The 18,447-nt window shown below is 69.5% G+C and carries 21 protein-coding genes; 18 read left to right on the forward strand and 3 right to left on the reverse strand.

Annotated features, from left to right (window positions below; translation table 11 throughout):
• Positions 1–32: 32 nt before the first annotated feature.
• The 11 genes from secY to truA all read left to right on the forward strand — a co-directional run bounded on the left by secY (position 33) and on the right by truA (position 7,555).
• Entirely contained in the window at positions 33–1,352 is a 1,320-nt protein-coding gene (gene secY, locus DEJ43_RS22040; RefSeq protein ID WP_030318644.1) for a preprotein translocase subunit SecY, read from the forward strand.
• Positions 1,352–1,999: an adenylate kinase gene (locus DEJ43_RS22045; protein WP_015035592.1), complete on the forward strand. Its 648-nt coding sequence runs from the start codon at positions 1,352–1,354 to the stop codon at positions 1,997–1,999. The genes secY and DEJ43_RS22045 overlap by 1 nt, the downstream gene beginning before the upstream one ends.
• Before the next feature lie 96 nt (positions 2,000–2,095).
• Positions 2,096–2,947, forward strand: coding sequence for a type I methionyl aminopeptidase (map, locus tag DEJ43_RS22050; RefSeq protein ID WP_015035593.1), 852 nt, complete (start codon positions 2,096–2,098; stop codon positions 2,945–2,947).
• 55 nt (positions 2,948–3,002) lie between these two features.
• Positions 3,003–3,188 (forward strand): methionine aminopeptidase, encoded by a 186-nt coding sequence (locus DEJ43_RS22055; protein WP_015035594.1) that lies wholly within the window; start codon positions 3,003–3,005, stop codon positions 3,186–3,188.
• Between the two features lie 191 nt (positions 3,189–3,379).
• Positions 3,380–3,601 (forward strand): translation initiation factor IF-1, encoded by a 222-nt coding sequence (gene infA / locus DEJ43_RS22060; protein ID WP_003956442.1) that lies wholly within the window; start codon positions 3,380–3,382, stop codon positions 3,599–3,601.
• Between the two features lie 63 nt (positions 3,602–3,664).
• Positions 3,665–3,778, forward strand: coding sequence for a 50S ribosomal protein L36 (gene rpmJ, locus DEJ43_RS22065; RefSeq protein ID WP_003956441.1), 114 nt, complete (start codon positions 3,665–3,667; stop codon positions 3,776–3,778).
• A gap of 190 nt (positions 3,779–3,968) precedes the next feature.
• A complete protein-coding gene (gene rpsM / locus DEJ43_RS22070) occupies positions 3,969–4,349 on the forward strand; it encodes a 30S ribosomal protein S13 (protein WP_015035595.1) in 381 nt (126 codons plus the stop codon).
• A gap of 66 nt (positions 4,350–4,415) precedes the next feature.
• Entirely contained in the window at positions 4,416–4,820 is a 405-nt protein-coding gene (gene rpsK / locus DEJ43_RS22075; protein WP_003956432.1) for a 30S ribosomal protein S11, read from the forward strand.
• Between the two features lie 151 nt (positions 4,821–4,971).
• Entirely contained in the window at positions 4,972–5,994 is a 1,023-nt protein-coding gene (locus DEJ43_RS22080) for a DNA-directed RNA polymerase subunit alpha (protein ID WP_003966937.1), read from the forward strand.
• 147 nt (positions 5,995–6,141) lie between these two features.
• The gene (gene rplQ, locus DEJ43_RS22085) at positions 6,142–6,606 is read left to right on the forward strand and encodes a 50S ribosomal protein L17 (protein WP_015035596.1); all 465 of its coding nucleotides are present in this window, start codon (positions 6,142–6,144) and stop codon (positions 6,604–6,606) included.
• A gap of 91 nt (positions 6,607–6,697) precedes the next feature.
• Positions 6,698–7,555: a tRNA pseudouridine(38-40) synthase TruA gene (gene truA, locus DEJ43_RS22090; protein ID WP_015035597.1), complete on the forward strand. Its 858-nt coding sequence runs from the start codon at positions 6,698–6,700 to the stop codon at positions 7,553–7,555.
• Here truA and DEJ43_RS22095 read toward each other — a convergent pair.
• A complete protein-coding gene (locus DEJ43_RS22095; protein WP_015035598.1) occupies positions 7,526–8,542 on the reverse strand; it encodes a hypothetical protein in 1,017 nt (338 codons plus the stop codon). The two genes, truA and DEJ43_RS22095, sit on opposite strands and share 30 nt — an antisense overlap.
• 56 nt (positions 8,543–8,598) lie before the next feature.
• Here DEJ43_RS22095 and DEJ43_RS22100 point away from each other — a divergent pair, with 56 nt between their 5' ends.
• The 4 genes from DEJ43_RS22100 to glmM all read left to right on the forward strand — a co-directional run bounded on the left by DEJ43_RS22100 (position 8,599) and on the right by glmM (position 12,952).
• Positions 8,599–10,221 (forward strand): ABC-F family ATP-binding cassette domain-containing protein, encoded by a 1,623-nt coding sequence (locus DEJ43_RS22100; RefSeq protein WP_181399453.1) that lies wholly within the window; start codon positions 8,599–8,601, stop codon positions 10,219–10,221.
• A 258-nt stretch (positions 10,222–10,479) separates the two neighbouring features.
• The gene (gene rplM, locus DEJ43_RS22105; RefSeq protein ID WP_015035600.1) at positions 10,480–10,923 is read left to right on the forward strand and encodes a 50S ribosomal protein L13; all 444 of its coding nucleotides are present in this window, start codon (positions 10,480–10,482) and stop codon (positions 10,921–10,923) included.
• A 44-nt stretch (positions 10,924–10,967) separates the two neighbouring features.
• Positions 10,968–11,480, forward strand: a complete 513-nt coding sequence (gene rpsI, locus DEJ43_RS22110; protein ID WP_015035601.1) for a 30S ribosomal protein S9 — start codon at positions 10,968–10,970, stop codon at positions 11,478–11,480.
• 113 nt (positions 11,481–11,593) lie between these two features.
• Positions 11,594–12,952 carry a phosphoglucosamine mutase gene (glmM, locus tag DEJ43_RS22115; protein WP_015035602.1) on the forward strand — a complete coding sequence of 453 codons (1,359 nt, stop codon included), beginning with the start codon at positions 11,594–11,596 and terminating at the stop codon, positions 12,950–12,952.
• Between the two features lie 66 nt (positions 12,953–13,018).
• On the opposite strand, the gene DEJ43_RS22120 is transcribed toward glmM, so the two are convergent.
• Both DEJ43_RS22120 and coaA read right to left on the reverse strand, forming a co-directional pair.
• On the reverse strand, positions 13,019–13,978 hold the full coding sequence (locus DEJ43_RS22120) for a DUF389 domain-containing protein (protein ID WP_015035603.1): 960 nt from the start codon (positions 13,976–13,978) through the stop codon (positions 13,019–13,021).
• Positions 13,979–14,008: 30 nt separating this feature from the next.
• Positions 14,009–14,977, reverse strand: a complete 969-nt coding sequence (gene coaA, locus DEJ43_RS22125; RefSeq protein ID WP_015035604.1) for a type I pantothenate kinase — start codon at positions 14,975–14,977, stop codon at positions 14,009–14,011.
• Positions 14,978–15,185: 208 nt separating this feature from the next.
• Here coaA and DEJ43_RS22130 point away from each other — a divergent pair, with 208 nt between their 5' ends.
• The 3 genes from DEJ43_RS22130 to DEJ43_RS22140 are packed head-to-tail and all read left to right on the forward strand — an operon-like array spanning position 15,186 to position 18,218.
• The gene (locus DEJ43_RS22130) at positions 15,186–15,944 is read left to right on the forward strand and encodes a hypothetical protein (RefSeq protein ID WP_233447973.1); all 759 of its coding nucleotides are present in this window, start codon (positions 15,186–15,188) and stop codon (positions 15,942–15,944) included.
• Between the two features lie 39 nt (positions 15,945–15,983).
• Complete coding sequence (gene glmS / locus DEJ43_RS22135; protein ID WP_015035606.1) at positions 15,984–17,831, forward strand: glutamine--fructose-6-phosphate transaminase (isomerizing); 1,848 nt, start codon at positions 15,984–15,986, stop codon at positions 17,829–17,831.
• An 18-nt stretch (positions 17,832–17,849) separates the two neighbouring features.
• The gene (locus DEJ43_RS22140; RefSeq protein WP_041664125.1) at positions 17,850–18,218 is read left to right on the forward strand and encodes a holo-ACP synthase; all 369 of its coding nucleotides are present in this window, start codon (positions 17,850–17,852) and stop codon (positions 18,216–18,218) included.
• Positions 18,219–18,447 lie beyond the last annotated feature (229 nt).

Below are 18,447 nucleotides of genomic sequence, written 5' to 3' on the forward strand. Positions count from 1 at the left end.
TGACGCATAGCGCGGGGGTCGCAGGAGGCACCGTGCTCACCGCGTTCGCCCGGGCGTTCAAGACGCCCGACCTGCGCAAGAAGCTGCTCTTCACGCTCGCCATCATCGTGCTGTACCGCCTCGGGGCCCACATCCCGGTCCCCGGCGTCAGCTACGAGGCCGTCCAGCAGTGTGTGAAGCAGGCCAGCGAAGGCAACAACAGCCTGTTCGGCCTGGTCAACATGTTCAGTGGCGGAGCGCTGCTCCAGATCACCATCTTCGCGCTCGGCATCATGCCGTACATCACGGCGAGCATCATCCTGCAGCTGCTCACCGTCGTGATCCCGCGCCTGGAAGCCCTCAAGAAGGAGGGCCAGTCGGGTACCGCCAAGATCACGCAGTACACCCGGTACCTGACGGTCGCCCTCGCCGTGCTGCAGGGCACCGGTCTCGTCGCCACCGCCAAGAGCGGTGCGCTGTTCAGTGGCTGCCGTGTCGCCGACCAGGTCGTCCCCGACCCGTCGATCTTCACCATCGCCACCATGGTCATCACGATGACCGCCGGTACCTGCATCGTCATGTGGCTCGGTGAGCTCATCACCGACCGCGGCATCGGCAACGGCATGTCGATCCTGATGTTCATCTCGATCGCCGCCGGCTTCCCGGGCGCCCTGTGGGCCATCAAGGAGAGCGGCAAGCTCGCCAAGGGCTGGATCGAGTTCGGCACCGTCATCCTGATCGGCTTCGTGATGGTGGCCCTCGTGGTCTTCGTCGAGCAGGCCCAGCGCCGCATCCCCGTGCAGTACGCGAAGCGCATGATCGGTCGGCGTTCCTACGGCGGTACGTCCACTTACATCCCGCTGAAGGTGAACCAGGCGGGTGTGATTCCCGTCATCTTCGCGTCGTCGCTGCTCTACATCCCGGCCTTGATCGCGCAGTTCTCGAACTCCACCGCAGGGTGGAAGACCTGGATCGAAGCCCACTTCGTCAAGGGTGACCACCCCTACTACATCGCTACGTACTTCCTCCTGATCGTGTTCTTCGCCTTCTTCTACGTGGCGATCTCGTTCAACCCCGAGGAAGTCGCGGACAACATGAAGAAGTATGGTGGCTTCATCCCGGGTATCCGGGCTGGTCGACCTACTGCCGAGTACCTGAGCTACGTGCTCAACCGGATCACTTGGCCGGGCTCGCTGTACTTGGGTCTGATCGCTCTTGTGCCGACGATGGCGTTGGCAGGCTTCGGTGGCGCCAATGCCAACTTCCCCTTCGGCGGGACGAGCATCCTCATCATCGTGGGTGTGGGGCTGGAGACCGTGAAGCAGATCGAGAGCCAGCTCCAGCAGCGCAATTACGAAGGGTTCCTCCGCTGATGCGAATCGTCCTCGTCGGACCGCCCGGTGCGGGCAAGGGTACGCAGGCCGCGTACCTTGCCAAGAACCTGGACATCCCGCACATCTCCACGGGTGACCTGTTCCGTGCGAACATCTCGCAGGGCACGGCGCTCGGCCTGGAGGCGCAGTCGTACATGAAGGCCGGCCAGCTCGTGCCGGACTCCGTGACGATCGGGATGGCCAAGGACCGCATGGAGCAGCCGGACGCCGCCAACGGCTTCCTGCTCGACGGGTTCCCGCGCAACGTGGCCCAGGCCGAGGCTCTCGACGAGATCCTCAAGGCCGGGCACGTCCAGCTGGACGCGGTCCTGGACCTGGAGGTCCCCGAGGACGAGGTCGTGAAGCGGATCGCGGGTCGCCGCATCTGCCGCAACGACAGTGCGCACGTCTTCCACGTGACGTACAACGCGCCGAAGACCGAGGGCGTCTGCGACGTCTGCGGCGGCGAGCTCTACCAGCGCGACGACGACTCCGAGGAGACCGTCCGCCGGCGCCTGGAGGTCTACCACACGGAGACCGAGCCGATCATCGACTACTACCGGTCGCAGAACCTGGTGGAGACGATCTCGGCGCTGGGCAAGGTGGACGAGGTCACCGCGAAGGCGATGACCGCGCTCAAGAAGTAACCCTGGTTCGTCCGATACGGCCGCGGTGCCCCTCAGGGGCGTCGCGGCCGTATCGTTGTTCTGTTCCCCGTACTCGATGGAAAGGCCGCGGCCACGATGGTGCAGATCAAGACCCCCGAGCAGATCGCGAAGATGCGCGAGGCGGGGCTGGTCGTCGCCGCCATTCACGCGGCGACCCGTGAGGCGGCCGTGCCGGGCGCCACGACGAAGGACCTGGACGAGGTCGCGCGGAAGGTCATCGCCGACCACGGGGCGAAGTCGAACTTCCTCGGGTACGGCGGGTTCCCCGCCACGATCTGCACCTCGGTGAACGAGGTCGTCGTCCACGGCATCCCCGACGAGAAGACCGTCCTGAAGGACGGCGACATCATCTCGATCGACTGCGGAGCGATCGTGGACGGCTGGCACGGCGACGCGGCGTACACCGCCTTCGTCGGCACCGGTCACGCCCCGGAGCTGATCGAGCTCTCCCGTGTCACCGAGGAGTCGATGTGGGCGGGCATCGCGGCGATGAAGCTCGGCAACCGGCTCGTCGACATCTCGAAGGCGATCGAGACGTACATCAAGCGCCAGCCGCGGCCGCCGGTCGGTGACCACAGCCTGGGCCGGTACGGGATCATCGAGGACTACGGCGGCCACGGCATCGGCACCGAGATGCACATGGACCCGCACCTGCTGAACTACGTCTCCCGCAAGCGCGGCAAGGGACCGAAGCTGGTCCCCGGCTTCTGCCTCGCCATCGAGCCGATGGTCTCCCTGGGCACCCCGCAGACGGAGGTCCTGAAGGACGACTGGACCGTCATCACCACGGACGGAACCTGGTCCTCCCACTGGGAGCACTCGATCGCCCTGACCGAGGAGGGTCCCCTGGTGCTGACGGCGGTCGACGGCGGCAAGGCGAAGCTGGCGGAACTGGGCGTCACGGCGGCGCCGGACCCGCTGGCGTAGTGGGCGTCGGGCGGCCAGTTCGCCGGTCGGAGGCCGGCGCAGCCCCTCGAAGCTTGTGAGGCGCCCTCGGCGCCGAGCCCGCGAGAGGGGCGTCGGGGAATGGGTCGGGACTTGGTCCTCGCACTGGGAGCACTCGATCGCCCTGACCGAGGAGGGTCCCCTGGTGCTGACCGCGGTCGACGGCGGCAAGGCGAAGCTGGCGGAACTGGGCGTCACGGCGGCGCCGGACCCGCTGGCGTAGTCCGCCCGCGTAGGACTGCACCGGATTTTCTACGGCGTGTTGCCTTGCGTAAGGATCAGTTCGGGTGGGCAGACTTCCCGATTCGTCTTTTCCTGGGGCCTGACGTAGACTGATGCGTCGGCTCTCGTGTACCCGTGTGTCCGCATGCGGCGGCGAGAGTCGATCAAGGTAGCCGATTCGAAAGGCGAAGCGTGGCCAAGAAGCAAGGTGCCATCGAAATCGAGGGCACCGTGATCGAGTCCCTCCCGAACGCCATGTTCAAGGTGGAGCTCCAGAACGGTCACAAGGTCCTCGCGCACATCTCCGGCAAGATGCGGATGCACTACATCCGAATCCTTCCGGACGACCGGGTCGTCGTGGAGCTCTCTCCGTACGACCTGACGCGTGGCCGGATCGTCTACCGGTACAAGTAGATCTTGCCCGCACCCCGCCTCCGTGCGCGGGTGGTGGCACTGACCCGGAGAACCTCACATCCCATGAAGGTCAAGCCGAGCGTCAAGAAGATCTGCGACAAGTGCAAGGTGATCCGCCGTCACGGCCGGGTCATGGTCATCTGCGACAACCTGCGCCACAAGCAGCGCCAGGGCTGACGCACGCCGACCGACCTGCATTTCGCAGTTCTTCGCGCGACGCATAGCAATACGTACATACGCAGAGCCCGTCGGGCCGTGTCCACACGGTTGACGGCACCTCCGGCGGGGGCCGGGGACCCGACCTGTACCTCATACGGCAGCCGGGAACGGTTCTGCAGCAGACCCCCGAGAACACAGGAGCCATTGAATGGCACGCGTTTCCGGTGTTGACATCCCGCGCGAAAAGCGTGTGGTGGTCGCACTCACCTACGTCTTCGGTATCGGACGTACCCGGTCCGAGGAGATCCTCGCCGCGACCGGCGTGAACCCGTCCACCCGTGTCCGCGACCTTGCCGAGGAAGACCTCGTCAAGATCCGCGAGTACGTGGACGCCAACCTCCAGACCGAGGGTGACCTCCGCCGCGAGATCGCCGCCGACATCCGCCGCAAGGTCGAGATCGGCTGCTACCAGGGCCTGCGCCACCGTCGTGGCCTGCCCGTCCGCGGCCAGCGCACCAGCACGAACGCTCGTACCCGCAAGGGCCCGCGTCGCGCCATCGCCGGCAAGAAGAAGCCGGGCAAGAAGTAGTCCTCAGCGGACGCTTGACCAAGCGGTCTTCGCTGTAGGACCGACCACCTCCCGTAGGAGTTATAGATGCCCCCCAAGGGTCGTCAGGGCGCTGCCAAGAAGGTGCGCCGCAAGGAAAAGAAGAACGTCGCTCACGGCCACGCGCACATCAAGAGCACGTTCAACAACACGATCGTCTCGATCACGGACCCCTCGGGCAACGTGATCTCCTGGGCCTCCGCCGGCCACGTCGGCTTCAAGGGCTCGCGCAAGTCGACCCCGTTCGCCGCGCAGATGGCCGCCGAGTCGGCCGCTCGCCGCGCGCAGGAGCACGGCATGCGCAAGGTCGACGTCTTCGTCAAGGGTCCGGGCTCCGGCCGCGAGACCGCGATCCGCTCCCTCCAGGCCACGGGCCTCGAGGTCGGTTCGATCCAGGACGTCACCCCCACGCCGCACAACGGCTGCCGTCCCCCCAAGCGCCGCCGCGTCTGACGCACGGCTGCTTGTTCAGGACTTCGGGCGGTACGGCTCTTCGGACCGTGCCGCCCGTACCCTTGCAGTACGCACAGCACCAACCACCGGGTTCCGCCCGGTGGCCGTCGGGCGTCAAATAGTGGGCGTCCACGACTGAAGGATTGAAGACATGCTTATCGCTCAGCGTCCTTCGCTGACCGAAGAGGTCGTCGACGAGTTCCGCTCCCGGTTCGTGATCGAGCCGCTGGAGCCGGGCTTCGGCTACACCCTCGGCAACTCCCTCCGCCGTACCCTCCTCTCCTCGATCCCGGGTGCCGCTGTCACCAGCATCCGCATCGACGGTGTCCTGCACGAGTTCACCACCGTGCCGGGCGTCAAGGAGGACGTCACCGACCTCATCCTCAACATCAAGCAGCTGGTCGTCTCCTCGGAGCACGACGAGCCGGTCGTGATGTACCTGCGCAAGCAGGGCCCGGGTCTGGTCACCGCCGCCGACATCGCGCCCCCGGCCGGTGTCGAGGTGCACAACCCCGACCTCGTCCTCGCCACGCTCAACGGCAAGGGCAAGCTGGAGATGGAGCTGACCGTCGAGCGCGGTCGCGGCTACGTCTCCGCCGTGCAGAACAAGCAGGTCGGTCAGGAGATCGGGCGCATCCCGGTCGACTCGATCTACTCGCCGGTTCTCAAGGTCACCTACAAGGTCGAGGCGACCCGAGTCGAGCAGCGCACCGACTTCGACAAGCTGATCGTCGACGTCGAGACCAAGCAGGCCATGCGCCCGCGTGACGCCATGGCGTCCGCCGGCAAGACCCTGGTCGAGCTGTTCGGTCTGGCGCGCGAGCTCAACATCGACGCCGAGGGCATCGACATGGGCCCGTCCCCCACGGACGCCGCCCTCGCCGCCGACCTGGCGCTGCCGATCGAGGAGCTCGAGCTCACCGTTCGTTCGTACAACTGCCTCAAGCGCGAGGGCATCCACTCCGTGGGTGAGCTCGTGGCGCGCTCCGAGGCGGACCTGCTCGACATCCGCAACTTCGGTGCGAAGTCGATCGACGAGGTCAAGGCGAAGCTGGCCGGTATGGGCCTCGCGCTGAAGGACTCGCCGCCCGGATTCGACCCGACCGCCGCGGCCGACGCCTTCGGCGCGGACGACGACGCGGACGCCGGGTTCGTCGAGACCGAGCAGTACTAGTCGCAGTCTTGCTGCGGGCCGGCTTCGGCTGGTCGCGCAGTTCCCCGCGCCCCTGACCGGGGCGCGGGGTCTCCGACGGGCACTCGCCCGCTCGGACACTGACATCGGTACCTCATACGGCCGGTGCAGATCACAAGGAGAAACACCATGCCGCGTCCCGCGAAGGGTGCCCGCCTCGGCGGTTCCGCCGCGCACGAGAAGCTGCTCCTCGCCAACCTGGCGAAGTCGCTCTTCGAGCACGGCCGCATCACCACGACCGAGGCCAAGGCCCGTCGCCTGCGTCCGGTCGCCGAGCGCCTGATCACCAAGGCGAAGAAGGGCGACATCCACAACCGTCGCCTGGTGCTGCAGACGATCACCGACAAGGGCATCGTCCACACCCTCTTCACCGAGATCGCCCCGCGTTACTCGGAGCGCCCGGGTGGCTACACCCGCATCACCAAGATCGGCAACCGTCGTGGCGACAACGCCCCGATGGCCGTGATCGAGCTGGTCGAGGGCGAGATCGCCAAGAAGGCGACCGTCGCCGAGGCCGAGGCCGCCACCGTGCGCGCCGTCAAGGAGGCCGACGCGGCCGCCGAGGCTCCGGCCGAGGAGTCGAAGGACGCGTAAGCGTTCTGATCGACTGTTCTCGTGTGCGGGCCCGTACCCCTTGGGGTGCGGGCCCGTTCCCGTATTCGATGGTTTCGAGAGGAAGCTCCGCGTGAGCGATGACGTGCAGGACGGTTTCGTACGGGTCCGGCTCGACCTGTCGTACGACGGCAAGGACTTCTCCGGCTGGGCCAAGCAGGCCCAGGGGCAGCGGACCGTGCAGGGGGACATCGAGGACGCCCTGCGGACCGTCACCCGGTCCAAGGAGACGTACGAGCTGACCGTGGCCGGCCGGACCGACTCCGGGGTCCACGCGCGCGGCCAGGTCGCCCATGTCGACCTGCCGGCCGAGCTGTGGGCCGAGCACCGCGACAAGCTGCTCAGGCGGCTCGCGGGGCGCCTCTCGCACGACGTGCGGGTCTGGTCCCTCGCCGAGGCCCCCAGCGGCTTCAACGCCCGTTTCTCGGCCATCTGGCGCCGTTACGCGTACCGCGTCACCGACAACCCCGGCGGGGTCGACCCGCTGCTGCGCGGCCACGTCCTGTGGCACGACTGGGCCCTCGACATGGACGCCATGAACGAGGCCGCCGCCGCGCTCGTCGGCGAGCACGACTTCGCCGCGTACTGCAAGCGGCGCGAGGGCGCCACCACCATCCGCACGCTCCAGGAGCTGCGCTGGGAACGGCGTCCCGACGGGGTGCTCGAGGCCACCGTGAAGGCGGACGCCTTCTGCCACAACATGGTCCGCTCGCTGGTCGGCGCGCTGCTGTTCGTCGGCGACGGGCACCGGCCGGTGGACTGGCCCGGCAAGGTGCTGGCCGCGGGTGTGCGGGACTCCGCCGTGCACGTCGTACGGCCGCACGGCCTCACCCTCGAAGAGGTCGGCTACCCCGCCGACGAGCTCCTGGCCGCCCGGAACCTGGAGGCCAGGAACAAGCGGTCACTCCCCGGGAGCGCCGGCTGCTGCTGAGGCCTGGGCGCGGCCGCGGGCGTAGATCTGGTTGAAGGTGAAGGTGCCCAGGTCGTCGCTGGTCTGGAAGACCGGCTTGTCGGCCGTGGTGACCTTCTTGCCGTCGGCGAAGCCGGCCTGGGTGAAGTACGCGTAGCGGCCGACCGAGTTCGCGCGGCGCAGGCAGACGGTGGCGTGGCAGAAGTCACGGACGCCCGCGCCGGTCAGCGGGGCGACGCCGCCGGTGGCCTGGCCCTTCGCCTTCAGGGCCGCGGCCTCCGAGGGGAACACGGCGACACCGACGGTGATCGCCACGCCGTCCTTCACGTACGTGGCGCGGAGCACCCGCTGGCAGCCGTTCTTCGTCAGGACGGCGCCGAGGCCGCCCTGGGTGACGGCGGCGCAGTTAGTGGTGGCGGAGGTCGCGCCCTTCGTGTAGACGCGCTTGTTCATCGTGAGCTTCTTGCCCGGGAAGAGGCCCTCCGCGGAGAGCGGGGCCTTGTCCTTCTTCGGGTCCGAGATGTAGTCCTTCGGATTTGGCGGGGGCGGCGGCGCCACCGACGAGAAGGTCGGCTCGGGGGTGGGCGCGGCGGTGGGGGAGACCGCGCCGGTGGGCACCCCGCCGGTCGTGGCCTCGTCGTTCTTCTTGCCGTTGGCCACGACCGCGGTGGCGACGATCGCGCCGACGACCAGCGCGGCGACCGTGCCGCCGCCGATCATCAGCCAGCGCTTGCGGCGGTTACGGGAGGCCGAGGCGTCGGCGAGGGCGCCCCAGTCGGGGGTCGACCCGCCCTGCGCGCCGGGGAAGGGGTCCGGCCCCGGCCCCGGTCCTGGTCCCGGCCCCGGTCCCGGTGCTCCCGGGAAGCCGCCCGGCTGCTGGCCGTAGCCGGGCTGCTGTCCGTACCCCTGCGGCTGCTGCTGCCCGTACCCCGGCTGCGGCTGCTGCCCGTACCCCTGCTGCCCGCCCTGCTGCGGCTCGTGCGGCCACTGCGGTCCCCCAAAGCTCATGCCGCGCATCCTAAACCGGTTGGGCCGGGGCGACGCGGGCGGCGACAATGCACCGCATGGGACATGTCGAGGCCGCGCATCTGGAGTACTACCTCCCCGACGGGAGGGTCCTCCTCGGGGACGCCTCCTTCCGGGTCGGAGAGGGCGCCGTCGTCGCCCTCGTCGGAGCCAACGGCGCCGGCAAGACCACACTGCTCCGGCTCATCTCCGGGGAGCTCCAGCCGCACGGCGGCAGCGTCACCGTCAGCGGCGGGCTCGGCGTGATGCCGCAGTTCGTCGGGTCGGTACGGGACGAGTCCACCGTCCGTGACCTGCTGGTCTCCGTGGCGCAGCCGCGGATCCGGGAGGCCGCGAAGGCCGTCGACGAGGCCGAGCACCTGATCATGACCGTCGACGACGAGGCCGCGCAGATGAAGTACGCGCAGGCCCTCAGCGACTGGGCCGAGGTGCAGGGGTACGAGGCCGAGACCCTCTGGGACATCTGCACCATGGCCGCGCTCGGCGTGCCCTACGAGAAGGCGCAGTTCCGGGAGGTCAGGACGCTCTCCGGCGGTGAGCAGAAGCGGCTCGTCCTGGAATCGCTGCTGCGGGGCTCCGACGAGGTGCTGCTCCTCGACGAGCCGGACAACTACCTCGACGTGCCGGGCAAGCGCTGGCTGGAGGAGCGGCTGCGGGAGACCCGTAAGACCGTGCTGTTCATCTCCCACGACCGGGAGCTGCTCTCCCGGGGCGCGCAGAAGATCGTCGCGGTCGAGCCCGGCCGGGCCGGCTCCGACGTGTGGGTGCACGGCGGCGGCTTCGACACCTTCCACGAGGCGCGGCGGGAACGTTTCGCGCGCTTCGAGGAGCTGAAGCGGCGCTGGGAGGAGAAGCACGCCCAGCTGAAGAAGCTCGTCGTCAACCTGCGGCAGGCGGCCGCGGTCAGCCACGAGATGGCCTCGCGGTACGCGGCGGCGCAGACCCGGCTGCGGAAGTTCGAGGAGGCGGGGCCGCCGCCGGAGCCGCCGCGCGAGCAGGACATCAAGATGCGGCTGCGCGGCGGCCGTACCGGCGTGCGTGCTGTGACCTGCGAGAACCTTGAGCTGACCGGGCTGATGAAGCCGTTCTCGCTGGAGATCTTCTACGGGGAGCGGGTGGCCGTTCTCGGCTCGAACGGGTCGGGCAAGTCACACTTCCTGCGACTGCTCGCGGGCGACCCGTCCGTCGCCCACACGGGGGACTGGAAGCTGGGCGCGCGGGTGGTCCCGGGGCACTTCGCGCAGACCCACGCCCATCCGGAGCTGACCGGGCGGCCGCTCGTCGACATCCTGTGGACGGAGCACGCCAAGGACCGGGGCGCGGCGATGTCGATGCTGCGGCGGTACGAGCTGGAGCGCCAGGGCGACCAGGCCTTCGACAAGCTCTCCGGCGGGCAGCAGGCGCGGTTCCAGATCCTGCTCCTGGAACTGGCCGGCACGACGGCGCTGCTCCTCGACGAGCCCACGGACAACCTCGACCTGGAGTCGGCGGAGGCCCTCCAGGACGGCCTCGAGTCGTACGACGGGACGGTCCTCGCGGTGACCCACGACCGCTGGTTCGCGAGGAGCTTCGACCGCTACCTGGTCTTCGGCTCGGACGGCGTGGTCCGCGAGACGACGGAACCGGTGTGGGACGAGCGACGGGTGGAGCGGGCGCGGTGACCTGGGGGCGGGTCATCCGGTGACCCGCCGACCTCGGGGCCTCCGGCGTTTTGACCCGTCGGGGGTGTCGCGGGTACCGTTGCGGTTTGTTATGCGTATTGGCTTCGTCGTTCTCACGCGAAGGGCCCATACGCAGGTTCCCTGGAGCAGTTACCAGTGGCTCGCATACGGGCGGAGTTCCCGGCAGTGCAGGCCCCAGCTGCATGATCGCTTCAGGTGTGTCTGGACTCCATCCACTGAAGAAGCGAAGGCTACGAAGTGCGTACGTACAGCCCCAAGCCCGGCGATGTCACTCGCCAGTGGCACATCATCGACGCGCAGGACGTTGTCCTGGGCCGTCTGGCGACCACGGCTGCGAACCTCCTCCGAGGCAAGCACAAGCCGGTCTACGCCCCCCACATGGACATGGGCGACTTCGTCATCATCATCAACGCTGACAAGGTCCACCTGTCCGGCAACAAGAAGACCCAGAAGCTGGCGTACCGCCACTCCGGCTTCCCGGGTGGTCTGCGCTCCGTCCGTTACGACGAGCTGCTCGACAAGAACCCCGAGAAGGCCGTCGAGAAGGCCATCAAGGGCATGATCCCCAAGAACACCCTGGGCCGTCAGATGCTCTCGAAGCTGAAGGTCTACGCGGGCGAGAACCACCCGCACGCTGCCCAGCAGCCGGTCCCGTTCGAGATCACCCAGGTCGCGCAGTAGTTCCGGCCACACCCCCTAAGAACGAAAGAAATCTGAGGAGAATCGTGGCCGAGACCACCCCCGAGACCCCCGTCGACGAGTTCGAGGGCGTCGAGGAGTACACCACCGAGACCGAGCTCGTCGAGGGTGAGTACACCTCCGAGTCGCTCGCGTCCCGCTTCGGCGACCCGCAGCCGGCCGCCGGCCTGGGCCGTCGCAAGAACGCCATCGCCCGCGTCCGGATCGTTCCGGGCACCGGCAAGTGGAAGATCAACGGTCGCACCCTTGAGGACTACTTCCCCAACAAGGTGCACCAGCAGGAAGTCAACGAGCCCTTCAAGGTGCTCGAGCTCGACAACCGCTACGACGTCATCGCCCGCATCGCGGGTGGCGGTGTCTCCGGCCAGGCCGGCGCCCTGCGCCTCGGTGTGGCCCGTGCGCTGAACGAGGCGGACGTCGAGAACAACCGCCCGGCGCTGAAGAAGGCCGGCTTCCTCTCCCGCGACGACCGTGCGGTCGAGCGCAAGAAGGCCGGTCTCAAGAAGGCCCGTAAGGCTCCGCAGTACAGCAAGCGTTAATCGCCTGCTCGGTCTGCTTTCGTACGCCCCGGCGGCACTGCCCGTGCCGTCGGGGCGTACGTTTTTTCATAACCCTCTTTCATCGCTTGGGCACGTATTTTCGGAGGACAGCTGTGGGACGACTCTTCGGCACGGACGGCGTGCGCGGTGTGGCCAACGCGGACCTGACGGCGGAGCTCGCGCTCGGCCTGTCGGTCGCGGCCGCGCACGTGCTCGCCGAGGCGGGCACCTTCGAGGGCCATCGGCCGACCGCGGTGGTCGGACGTGACCCCCGCGCGTCCGGAGAGTTCCTGGAGGCCGCCGTCGTGGCCGGTCTCGCCAGCGCCGGCGTCGACGTGCTCCGCGTGGGCGTCCTGCCCACCCCGGCCGTCGCGCACCTCACCGGCGTCCTCGGCGCCGACCTCGGCGTGATGCTCTCCGCGAGCCACAACGCCATGCCCGACAACGGCATCAAGTTCTTCGCGCGCGGTGGCCACAAGCTCGCCGACGAGCTCGAGGACAAGATCGAGGCCGTGTACGAGGAGCACCGCACCGGCGCCCCCTGGGAGCGCCCGACCGGTGCCGGTGTCGGCCGCGTCCGCGACTACGACGAGGGCTTCGACACGTACGTCGCCCACCTCATCGCCGTCCTCCCCAACCGCCTCGACGGCCTCAAGGTCGTCCTCGACGAGGCCCACGGCGCCGCCGCCCGCGTCTCGCCCGAGGCCTTCGCCCGGGCCGGCGCCACCGTCGTCACCATCGGCGCCGAGCCCGACGGCCTCAACATCAACGACGGCTGCGGCTCCACCCACCTGGATCTGCTCAAGGCCGCCGTCGTCGAGCACGGCGCCGACCTCGGCATCGCCCACGACGGCGACGCCGACCGCTGCCTCGCGGTGGACGCCGCGGGCAACGAGGTCGACGGCGACCAGATCCTCGCCGTGCTCGCCCTCGCGATGCGCGAGGCCGGGCGGCTGCGCGGGGACACCGTCGTCGCCACCGTCATGTCGAACCTGGGCTTCAAGCTCGCCATGGAGCGCGAGGGCCTGACCCTCGTCCAGACGGCGGTCGGCGACCGCTACGTCCTGGAGTCCATGAAGGAGAACGGCTTCGCGCTCGGCGGCGAGCAGTCCGGGCACGTCATCGTGCTCGACCACGCCACCACCGGCGACGGCACCCTCACCGGCCTCATGCTGGCCGCCCGGGTCGCCGCCACCGGCAAGTCCCTCGCCGACCTGGCCGGCGTGATGGAGCGACTGCCGCAGATCCTCATCAACGTCCCCGACGTCGACAAGTCCCGGGTGAAGACCTCCGGCGACCTGGCCGCCGCGGTCACCGCCGCCGAGCAGGAGCTCGGCTCCACCGGCCGCGTCCTGCTGCGCCCCTCCGGCACTGAGCCGCTGGTCCGCGTCATGGTCGAGGCCGCGGACATCGAGCAGGCGCGCGCGGTCGCGCAGCGGCTCGCGGACGTCGTGAAGTCGGCGCTGGGCTAACCTTTCTGAGGCGCCGTCATGCGTTGAGGGCCCCGCCGCACCCGTATCGGGAGCGGCGGGGCCCTTTCAGCTGTCCTTCCGGGCCCCGGGTGCGCGACGCCAGCGGCCGCGCTGGGTGCGCCAGAGGAGTTTCTGCCCGTACAGCGTCAGCACCCCGGCGAACACGATGCCGAACAGGTTCAGCATCAGCTGCTCGGTCGAGCCCCACATCTGGCCGAATTCGCCGTAGCTGAGGGCGACCGCCGCGTTCGCGCCGGCCGGGACCGTCGTCACCGAGATCGCCACGCCCACCAGGGCGCCGGACTTGGCGGACGTCAGGGAGAGCATGCCCGCCACACCCGCGAGCAGGGCCACGACGAAGGAGAACGGGTCCGGCTGCCAGATGAAGCTGGTGTTGGGGCGGTCGGCGTCGAGGCGGTTCTCGCTGAACAGGTCGAGCGCGTCCATCCCCAGGCTGAACACCGTCGTCGCCGCGATCGCCACCGCGAAACCGACGATCAGGGCGATCAGCGACCGCGCCGCCAGCCTCGGCTCGCGGCGCACCACCGCCGTGCAGATCCCGGCGAGCGGGCCGAACTCCGGACCGACCGCCATGGCGCCCACGATCAGGATCGCGTTGTCCAGGACGACACCGCAGGCCGCGATCATCGTCGCCAGGATCATGAACGCGCTGTAGGTGATCGAGAGGGTCGACTCCTCGTGGGTGGCCCCCTCCAACTGCTCCCAGAGCACCGCGTCCGCCGGTTCGCCCGGAGCCTCCTTCTCGGCGGTGTCCGCGCGCGCGGAGAGGGAGAAGTCGATGTTCTCGACCGCGATGGAGCCGTCCTGATCGATCCTCAGCTCGCGCAGCTCCTTGAGGAGTTCGTCGCCGGCCTCACGGGCGACATCGCACATGACCACGTCTCCGGCGGGCTCCCGGGCCGCGCCGGGAAGCACCACCAGGTGCGTGGTGCCGACCGTCGACTCGATCGCCTTGACGGCGGCCTGGGTGCGGTCGGGCGGGACGATCATACGGAGATGCAGCATGGGGAGAGCGTACGGAGATCCGTACGGGGATCAGAGCTTCCGCAGGCTCAGCTTCTGCACCTTGTGGTCGGGGCCCTTGCGGACGACGAGCGTCGCCCGGCCGCGGGTCGGGGCCACGTTCTCCAGCAGGTTCACCTTGTTGATGGTCCGCCACATGGTGCGGGCGTAGTCGTAGGCCTCCTCCTCGGAGACCTGCGTCCAGCGCCGGAAGTACGAGGACGGGTCCTGGAACGCGGTGTCGCGCAGCTTCCGGAAGCGGTTCAGGTACCAGCGCTCGATGTCCTCCGGGCGCGCGTCCACGTACACCGAGAAGTCGAAGTAGTCGGCGAGCCCGACCCTGGTCCGGCCGTCCTTGCCGGGCAGGGCCGGCTGGAGGACGTTCAGCCCCTCGACGATGAGGATGTCGGGGCGGCGGACGACGAGCCGCTCACCGGGCACCCGGTCGTAGATCAGGTGCGAGTAGACCGGGGCCGTCACCTCCTCCTTGCCCGCTTTGACGTCCGCGACGAACCGGGTCAGGGCCCGGCGGTCGTACGACTCGGGGAAGCCCTTGCGGGACATCAGGCCGCGCTCCTTCAGCTCCTCCATCGGATAGAGGAAGGCGTCCGTGGTGACCAGCTCCACGCGCGGGTGCTCGGGCCAGCGGGCGAGCAGCGCCTGGAGCAGCCGGGAGACCGTCGACTTCCCGACGGCGACCGATCCGGCGACTCCTATGACGAAGGGCGTGCCGCGCTGCTCGGCACTCTCGCCGAGGAAGGTGTTGAGCGCGCCGCGCAGCCCGCTGGTGGCCTGCACGTACAGGTTGAGCAGCCGGGAGAGCGGCAGGTAGATGTCCCGGACCTCGTCCAGGTCGATGACGTCCCCGAGCCCGCGAAGCCGCTCGACCTCGTCGGCGGTGAGCGGAAGCGGTGTCTTGTCGCGCAAGGCGCTCCACTCGGCGCGGGTGAGGTCGACGTAGGGCGTCGTGCCGTTGGCGCTTCGTGGCGGCGAAGTGATCACCCCGCCATTGTCCCGGGTCGACGGGGGGTGTGGGGGGTGGGGTGGGTCACGCGGCCGGGGCGTTGTCCTAGGGGTGGCCTAGGGTGATCCTTTGAGGCCGCGTGGGGGCCTGGACGGCTTGTTTCACGACTTCGCGCGGGGGGAGCCGCCTTTTCGGGCGGTGTGGAATTCGAAGAGAAACAGTGAGCCAGTTCAGATGCGTACGTCCATGAGAAGCGCCGTCGTCGCCGCCACCGCCGTGTCCCTCGCCCTGCTCGTCACCGCCTGTGGTGGCGGGGAGAAGGGTGGCGACAAGGGGGACAAGGGCGGGTCCGCCGCGCCCAGCGCCTCCGCCACGACCAGCGCGCCCCCGGCGAAGGCGCTGTCGGCCGCCGAGCTCGACGAGCTCATCGTCGAGACCGCCGACCTCAAGGGCCACCAGGTGACGAAGGCCGGCAGCGGGGACGTCGTGCCCGCCGCCCAGGTCACCGCCGACAAGGCTGCCTGCGCACCGATCGCCCACGCCATGTCCTTCATCTCGCCCGGTTCGCCCGCGGCGTCGGCCCAGCGCAAGGTGATGCAGGAGCCGAAGAAGGACGCGTCGGCCTCGCCCGAGGACGCGCTGCTCGGCGGGCTCAGCGCCATGGTCACGGCGGTGACGCTCGGCTCGTACGACGGGCAGGGCGCCCAGGAGGCCTTCGCCTCGGTGAAGAAGGCCGGCACGGAGTGCGCCGACGGCTTCCAGGTCGTGCACCTCAAGGAGAAGACGAAGGTCGCCAAGGTCGCCCCGGAGGCCGTCACCGCCGGTGAGGAGGCCGTGGCCTTCACCGTCACCAGCGAGATGGAGGGCGAGCCGTTCGTCAGCAAGCTCGTCGTCTTCCGCAAGGGCAACACACTGGCCTCGTTCTCGACGATCAGCCTCGTTCCCGGTGGCGTCAAGGCCCTCCCGCAGGCCGTTGTCGACGCGCAGGCCGCCAAGCTGGGCTGACTGCGGTCCTTCGGGGGCCCCGCGCCGTAGGCTGCCGTCATGTGCGGAATCGTGGGATACGTCGGCGGGCAGTCGGCGCTTGATGTGGTGGTCGCGGGCCTCAAGAGGCTCGAATACCGGGGCTACGACTCGGCCGGTGTCGCGGTGCTCTCCGACGGGGGCCTGGCCGCGGCGAAGAAGGCGGGCAAGCTCGTCAACCTGGAGAAGGAGCTCGTGGACCGGCCGCTGGCCGGCGGGTCCGTGGGCATCGGGCACACCCGCTGGGCCACCCACGGCGGGCCGACCGACGCCAACGCGCACCCGCACCTGGACAACGCCGGGCGCGTCGCCGTCGTCCACAACGGCATCATCGAGAACTTCGCCGCCCTCCGCGAGGAGCTGACGGAGCGGGGCCACGACCTGCTGTCCGAGACGGACACCGAGGTCGTGGCCCATCTCGTCGCCGAGGAGTTCTCCTCCGCCGGGGACCTGGCCGAGGCCATGCGGCTGGTGTGCAGGCGGCTCGACGGGGCGTTCACCCTGGTCGCCGTGCACGCCGACCAGCCCGACGTGGTCGTCGGCGCCCGCCGGAACTCGCCGCTCGTCGTCGGTGTCGGCGAGGGCGAGAACTTCCTCGCCTCCGACGTGTCCGCGTTCATCGCGCACACCCGCTCGGCCATCGAACTCGGCCAGGACCAGGTCGTCGAACTGACCCGGGACGGCGTCACCGTCACCGACTTCGACGGCGTGCCCGCCGACGTGCGCGCCTTCCACGTCGACTGGGACGCCTCCGCCGCCGAGAAGGGCGGCTACGACTACTTCATGCTCAAGGAGATCGCCGAGCAGCCGAAGGCGGTCGCCGACACCCTCCTCGGCCGGATCGACGGCTCGGGCCGGCTCACCCTCGACGAGGTGCGCATCCCGGACGCCGTCCTCCGCGAGGCCGACAAGATCGTCATCATCGCGTGCGGCACCGCCTTCCACGCCGGGCTCATCGCCAAGTACGCCATCGAGCACTGGACCCGCATCCCCTGCGAGGTCGAGCTCGCCAGCGAGTTCCGCTACCGCGACCCGATCCTCGGCCAGCGGACCCTCGTCATCGCCATCTCCCAGTCCGGCGAGACGATGGACACCCTGATGGCGCTGCGGCACGCCCGTGAGCAGGGCGCCAAGGTGCTCGCCGTCTGCAACACGAACGGCTCGACGATCCCCCGCGAGTCCGACGCCGTGCTCTACACCCACGCCGGGCCCGAGGTCGCCGTCGCCTCCACCAAGGCCTTCCTCACACAGCTCGTCGCCTGCTACCTCCTCGCGCTCTACCTCGGGCAGGTGCGCGGCACCAAGTGGGGCGACGAGATCCACGCGGTCGTCCGCGAGCTCGCCAGGATCGGCGACGAGGTCGAGCGGGTCCTGGAGACCATGGAGCCGGTACGTGCCCTCGCCCGCTCCCTCGCCCACAAGGACACCGTCCTCTTCCTCGGCCGGCACGTCGGCTACCCGGTCGCCCTCGAAGGCGCGCTGAAGCTCAAGGAACTCGCGTACATGCACGCCGAGGGGTTCGCCGCGGGGGAGCTCAAGCACGGGCCGATCGCGCTCATCGAGGAGGACCTGCCGGTCGTCGTCGTGGTGCCCTCGCCCAAGGGCCGGTCCGTCCTCCACGACAAGATCGTCTCCAACATCCAGGAGATCCGGGCCCGCGGCGCCCGGACGATCGTGATCGCCGAGGAGGGCGACGAGGCCGTCGTCCCGTACGCCGACCACCTCGTCCGCATCCCGGCCACGCCCACGCTGCTCCAGCCGCTGGTCTCCACCGTGCCGCTCCAGGTCTTCGCCTGCGAGCTCGCCACCGCGCGGGGCAACGAGGTCGACCAGCCGCGCAACCTGGCCAAGTCCGTGACCGTGGAGTGAGTGTGCGAGGGTGAACAGATGATCATCGGGGTGGGGATCGACGTGGCCGAGATCGACCGGTTCGCCGCGTCGATCGAACGGACACCGGGGCTGCTGCAGCGCCTCTTCGTCGAACGCGAACTGCTGCTCCCCAGCGGCGAGCGCCGCGGGCCCGCCTCCCTCGCGGTGCGGTTCGCCGCGAAGGAGGCCCTCGCCAAGGCGCTCGGCGCGCCGGGCGGGCTGCACTGGACGGACGCCGAGGTGTACGTCGAGGGCACCGGCCAGCCACGGCTGCGGGTGCGCGGAACGGTGGCGGCCCGGGCGGCGGAGCTGGGCGTGAAGCACTGGCACGTGTCGCTGAGCCATGACGCGGGGGTGGCGTCCGCGGTGGTGATCGCGGAGGCGTAGCCCGGGGTGTACGGAGTGCCCGGGGTGTACGGGCCAGGGGCCCGGGATGTACGGACCAGGGCCCGGGGTGTACGGACCAGGGGCCCGGTCGTCGGATGACGGCCGGGCCCCTCGCCGTGTGCGTGCGGCTGCCGGGGCCGGGGGCGGGTTGCGTGTACCGCGCGCGGCCTGGGCCCTCGCCGTGTGCGTGCGGCTGCCGGGGCCGGGGCCGGGGGCGTCAACCCGCTCC

The sequence above is a fragment of the Streptomyces venezuelae ATCC 10712 genome (assembly GCF_008639165.1).
Taxonomy (GTDB): Bacteria; Actinomycetota; Actinomycetes; order Streptomycetales; family Streptomycetaceae; genus Streptomyces; species Streptomyces venezuelae.

Excerpts from the sequence above, each read along its gene's own strand:
- map (WP_015035593.1), top strand. The coding sequence starts at position 2,096 with ATGGTGCAGATCAAGACCCCCGAGCAGATCGCGAAGATGCGCGAGGCG.
- DEJ43_RS22120 (WP_015035603.1), bottom strand. The coding sequence starts at position 13,978 with ATGCTGCATCTCCGTATGATCGTCCCGCCCGACCGCACCCAGGCCGCC.
- rpsM (WP_015035595.1), top strand. The coding sequence starts at position 3,969 with ATGGCACGCGTTTCCGGTGTTGACATCCCGCGCGAAAAGCGTGTGGTG.
- glmS (WP_015035606.1), top strand. The coding sequence starts at position 15,984 with ATGTGCGGAATCGTGGGATACGTCGGCGGGCAGTCGGCGCTTGATGTG.
- DEJ43_RS22095 (WP_015035598.1), bottom strand. The coding sequence starts at position 8,542 with ATGAGCTTTGGGGGACCGCAGTGGCCGCACGAGCCGCAGCAGGGCGGG.
- DEJ43_RS22045 (WP_015035592.1), top strand. The coding sequence starts at position 1,352 with ATGCGAATCGTCCTCGTCGGACCGCCCGGTGCGGGCAAGGGTACGCAG.
- DEJ43_RS22130 (WP_233447973.1), top strand. The coding sequence starts at position 15,186 with ATGAGAAGCGCCGTCGTCGCCGCCACCGCCGTGTCCCTCGCCCTGCTC.
- rplQ (WP_015035596.1), top strand. The coding sequence starts at position 6,142 with ATGCCGCGTCCCGCGAAGGGTGCCCGCCTCGGCGGTTCCGCCGCGCAC.
- DEJ43_RS22080 (WP_003966937.1), top strand. The coding sequence starts at position 4,972 with ATGCTTATCGCTCAGCGTCCTTCGCTGACCGAAGAGGTCGTCGACGAG.
- DEJ43_RS22140 (WP_041664125.1), top strand. The coding sequence starts at position 17,850 with ATGATCATCGGGGTGGGGATCGACGTGGCCGAGATCGACCGGTTCGCC.
- rpmJ (WP_003956441.1), top strand. The coding sequence starts at position 3,665 with ATGAAGGTCAAGCCGAGCGTCAAGAAGATCTGCGACAAGTGCAAGGTG.
- DEJ43_RS22100 (WP_181399453.1), top strand. The coding sequence starts at position 8,599 with ATGGGACATGTCGAGGCCGCGCATCTGGAGTACTACCTCCCCGACGGG.
- rpsK (WP_003956432.1), top strand. The coding sequence starts at position 4,416 with ATGCCCCCCAAGGGTCGTCAGGGCGCTGCCAAGAAGGTGCGCCGCAAG.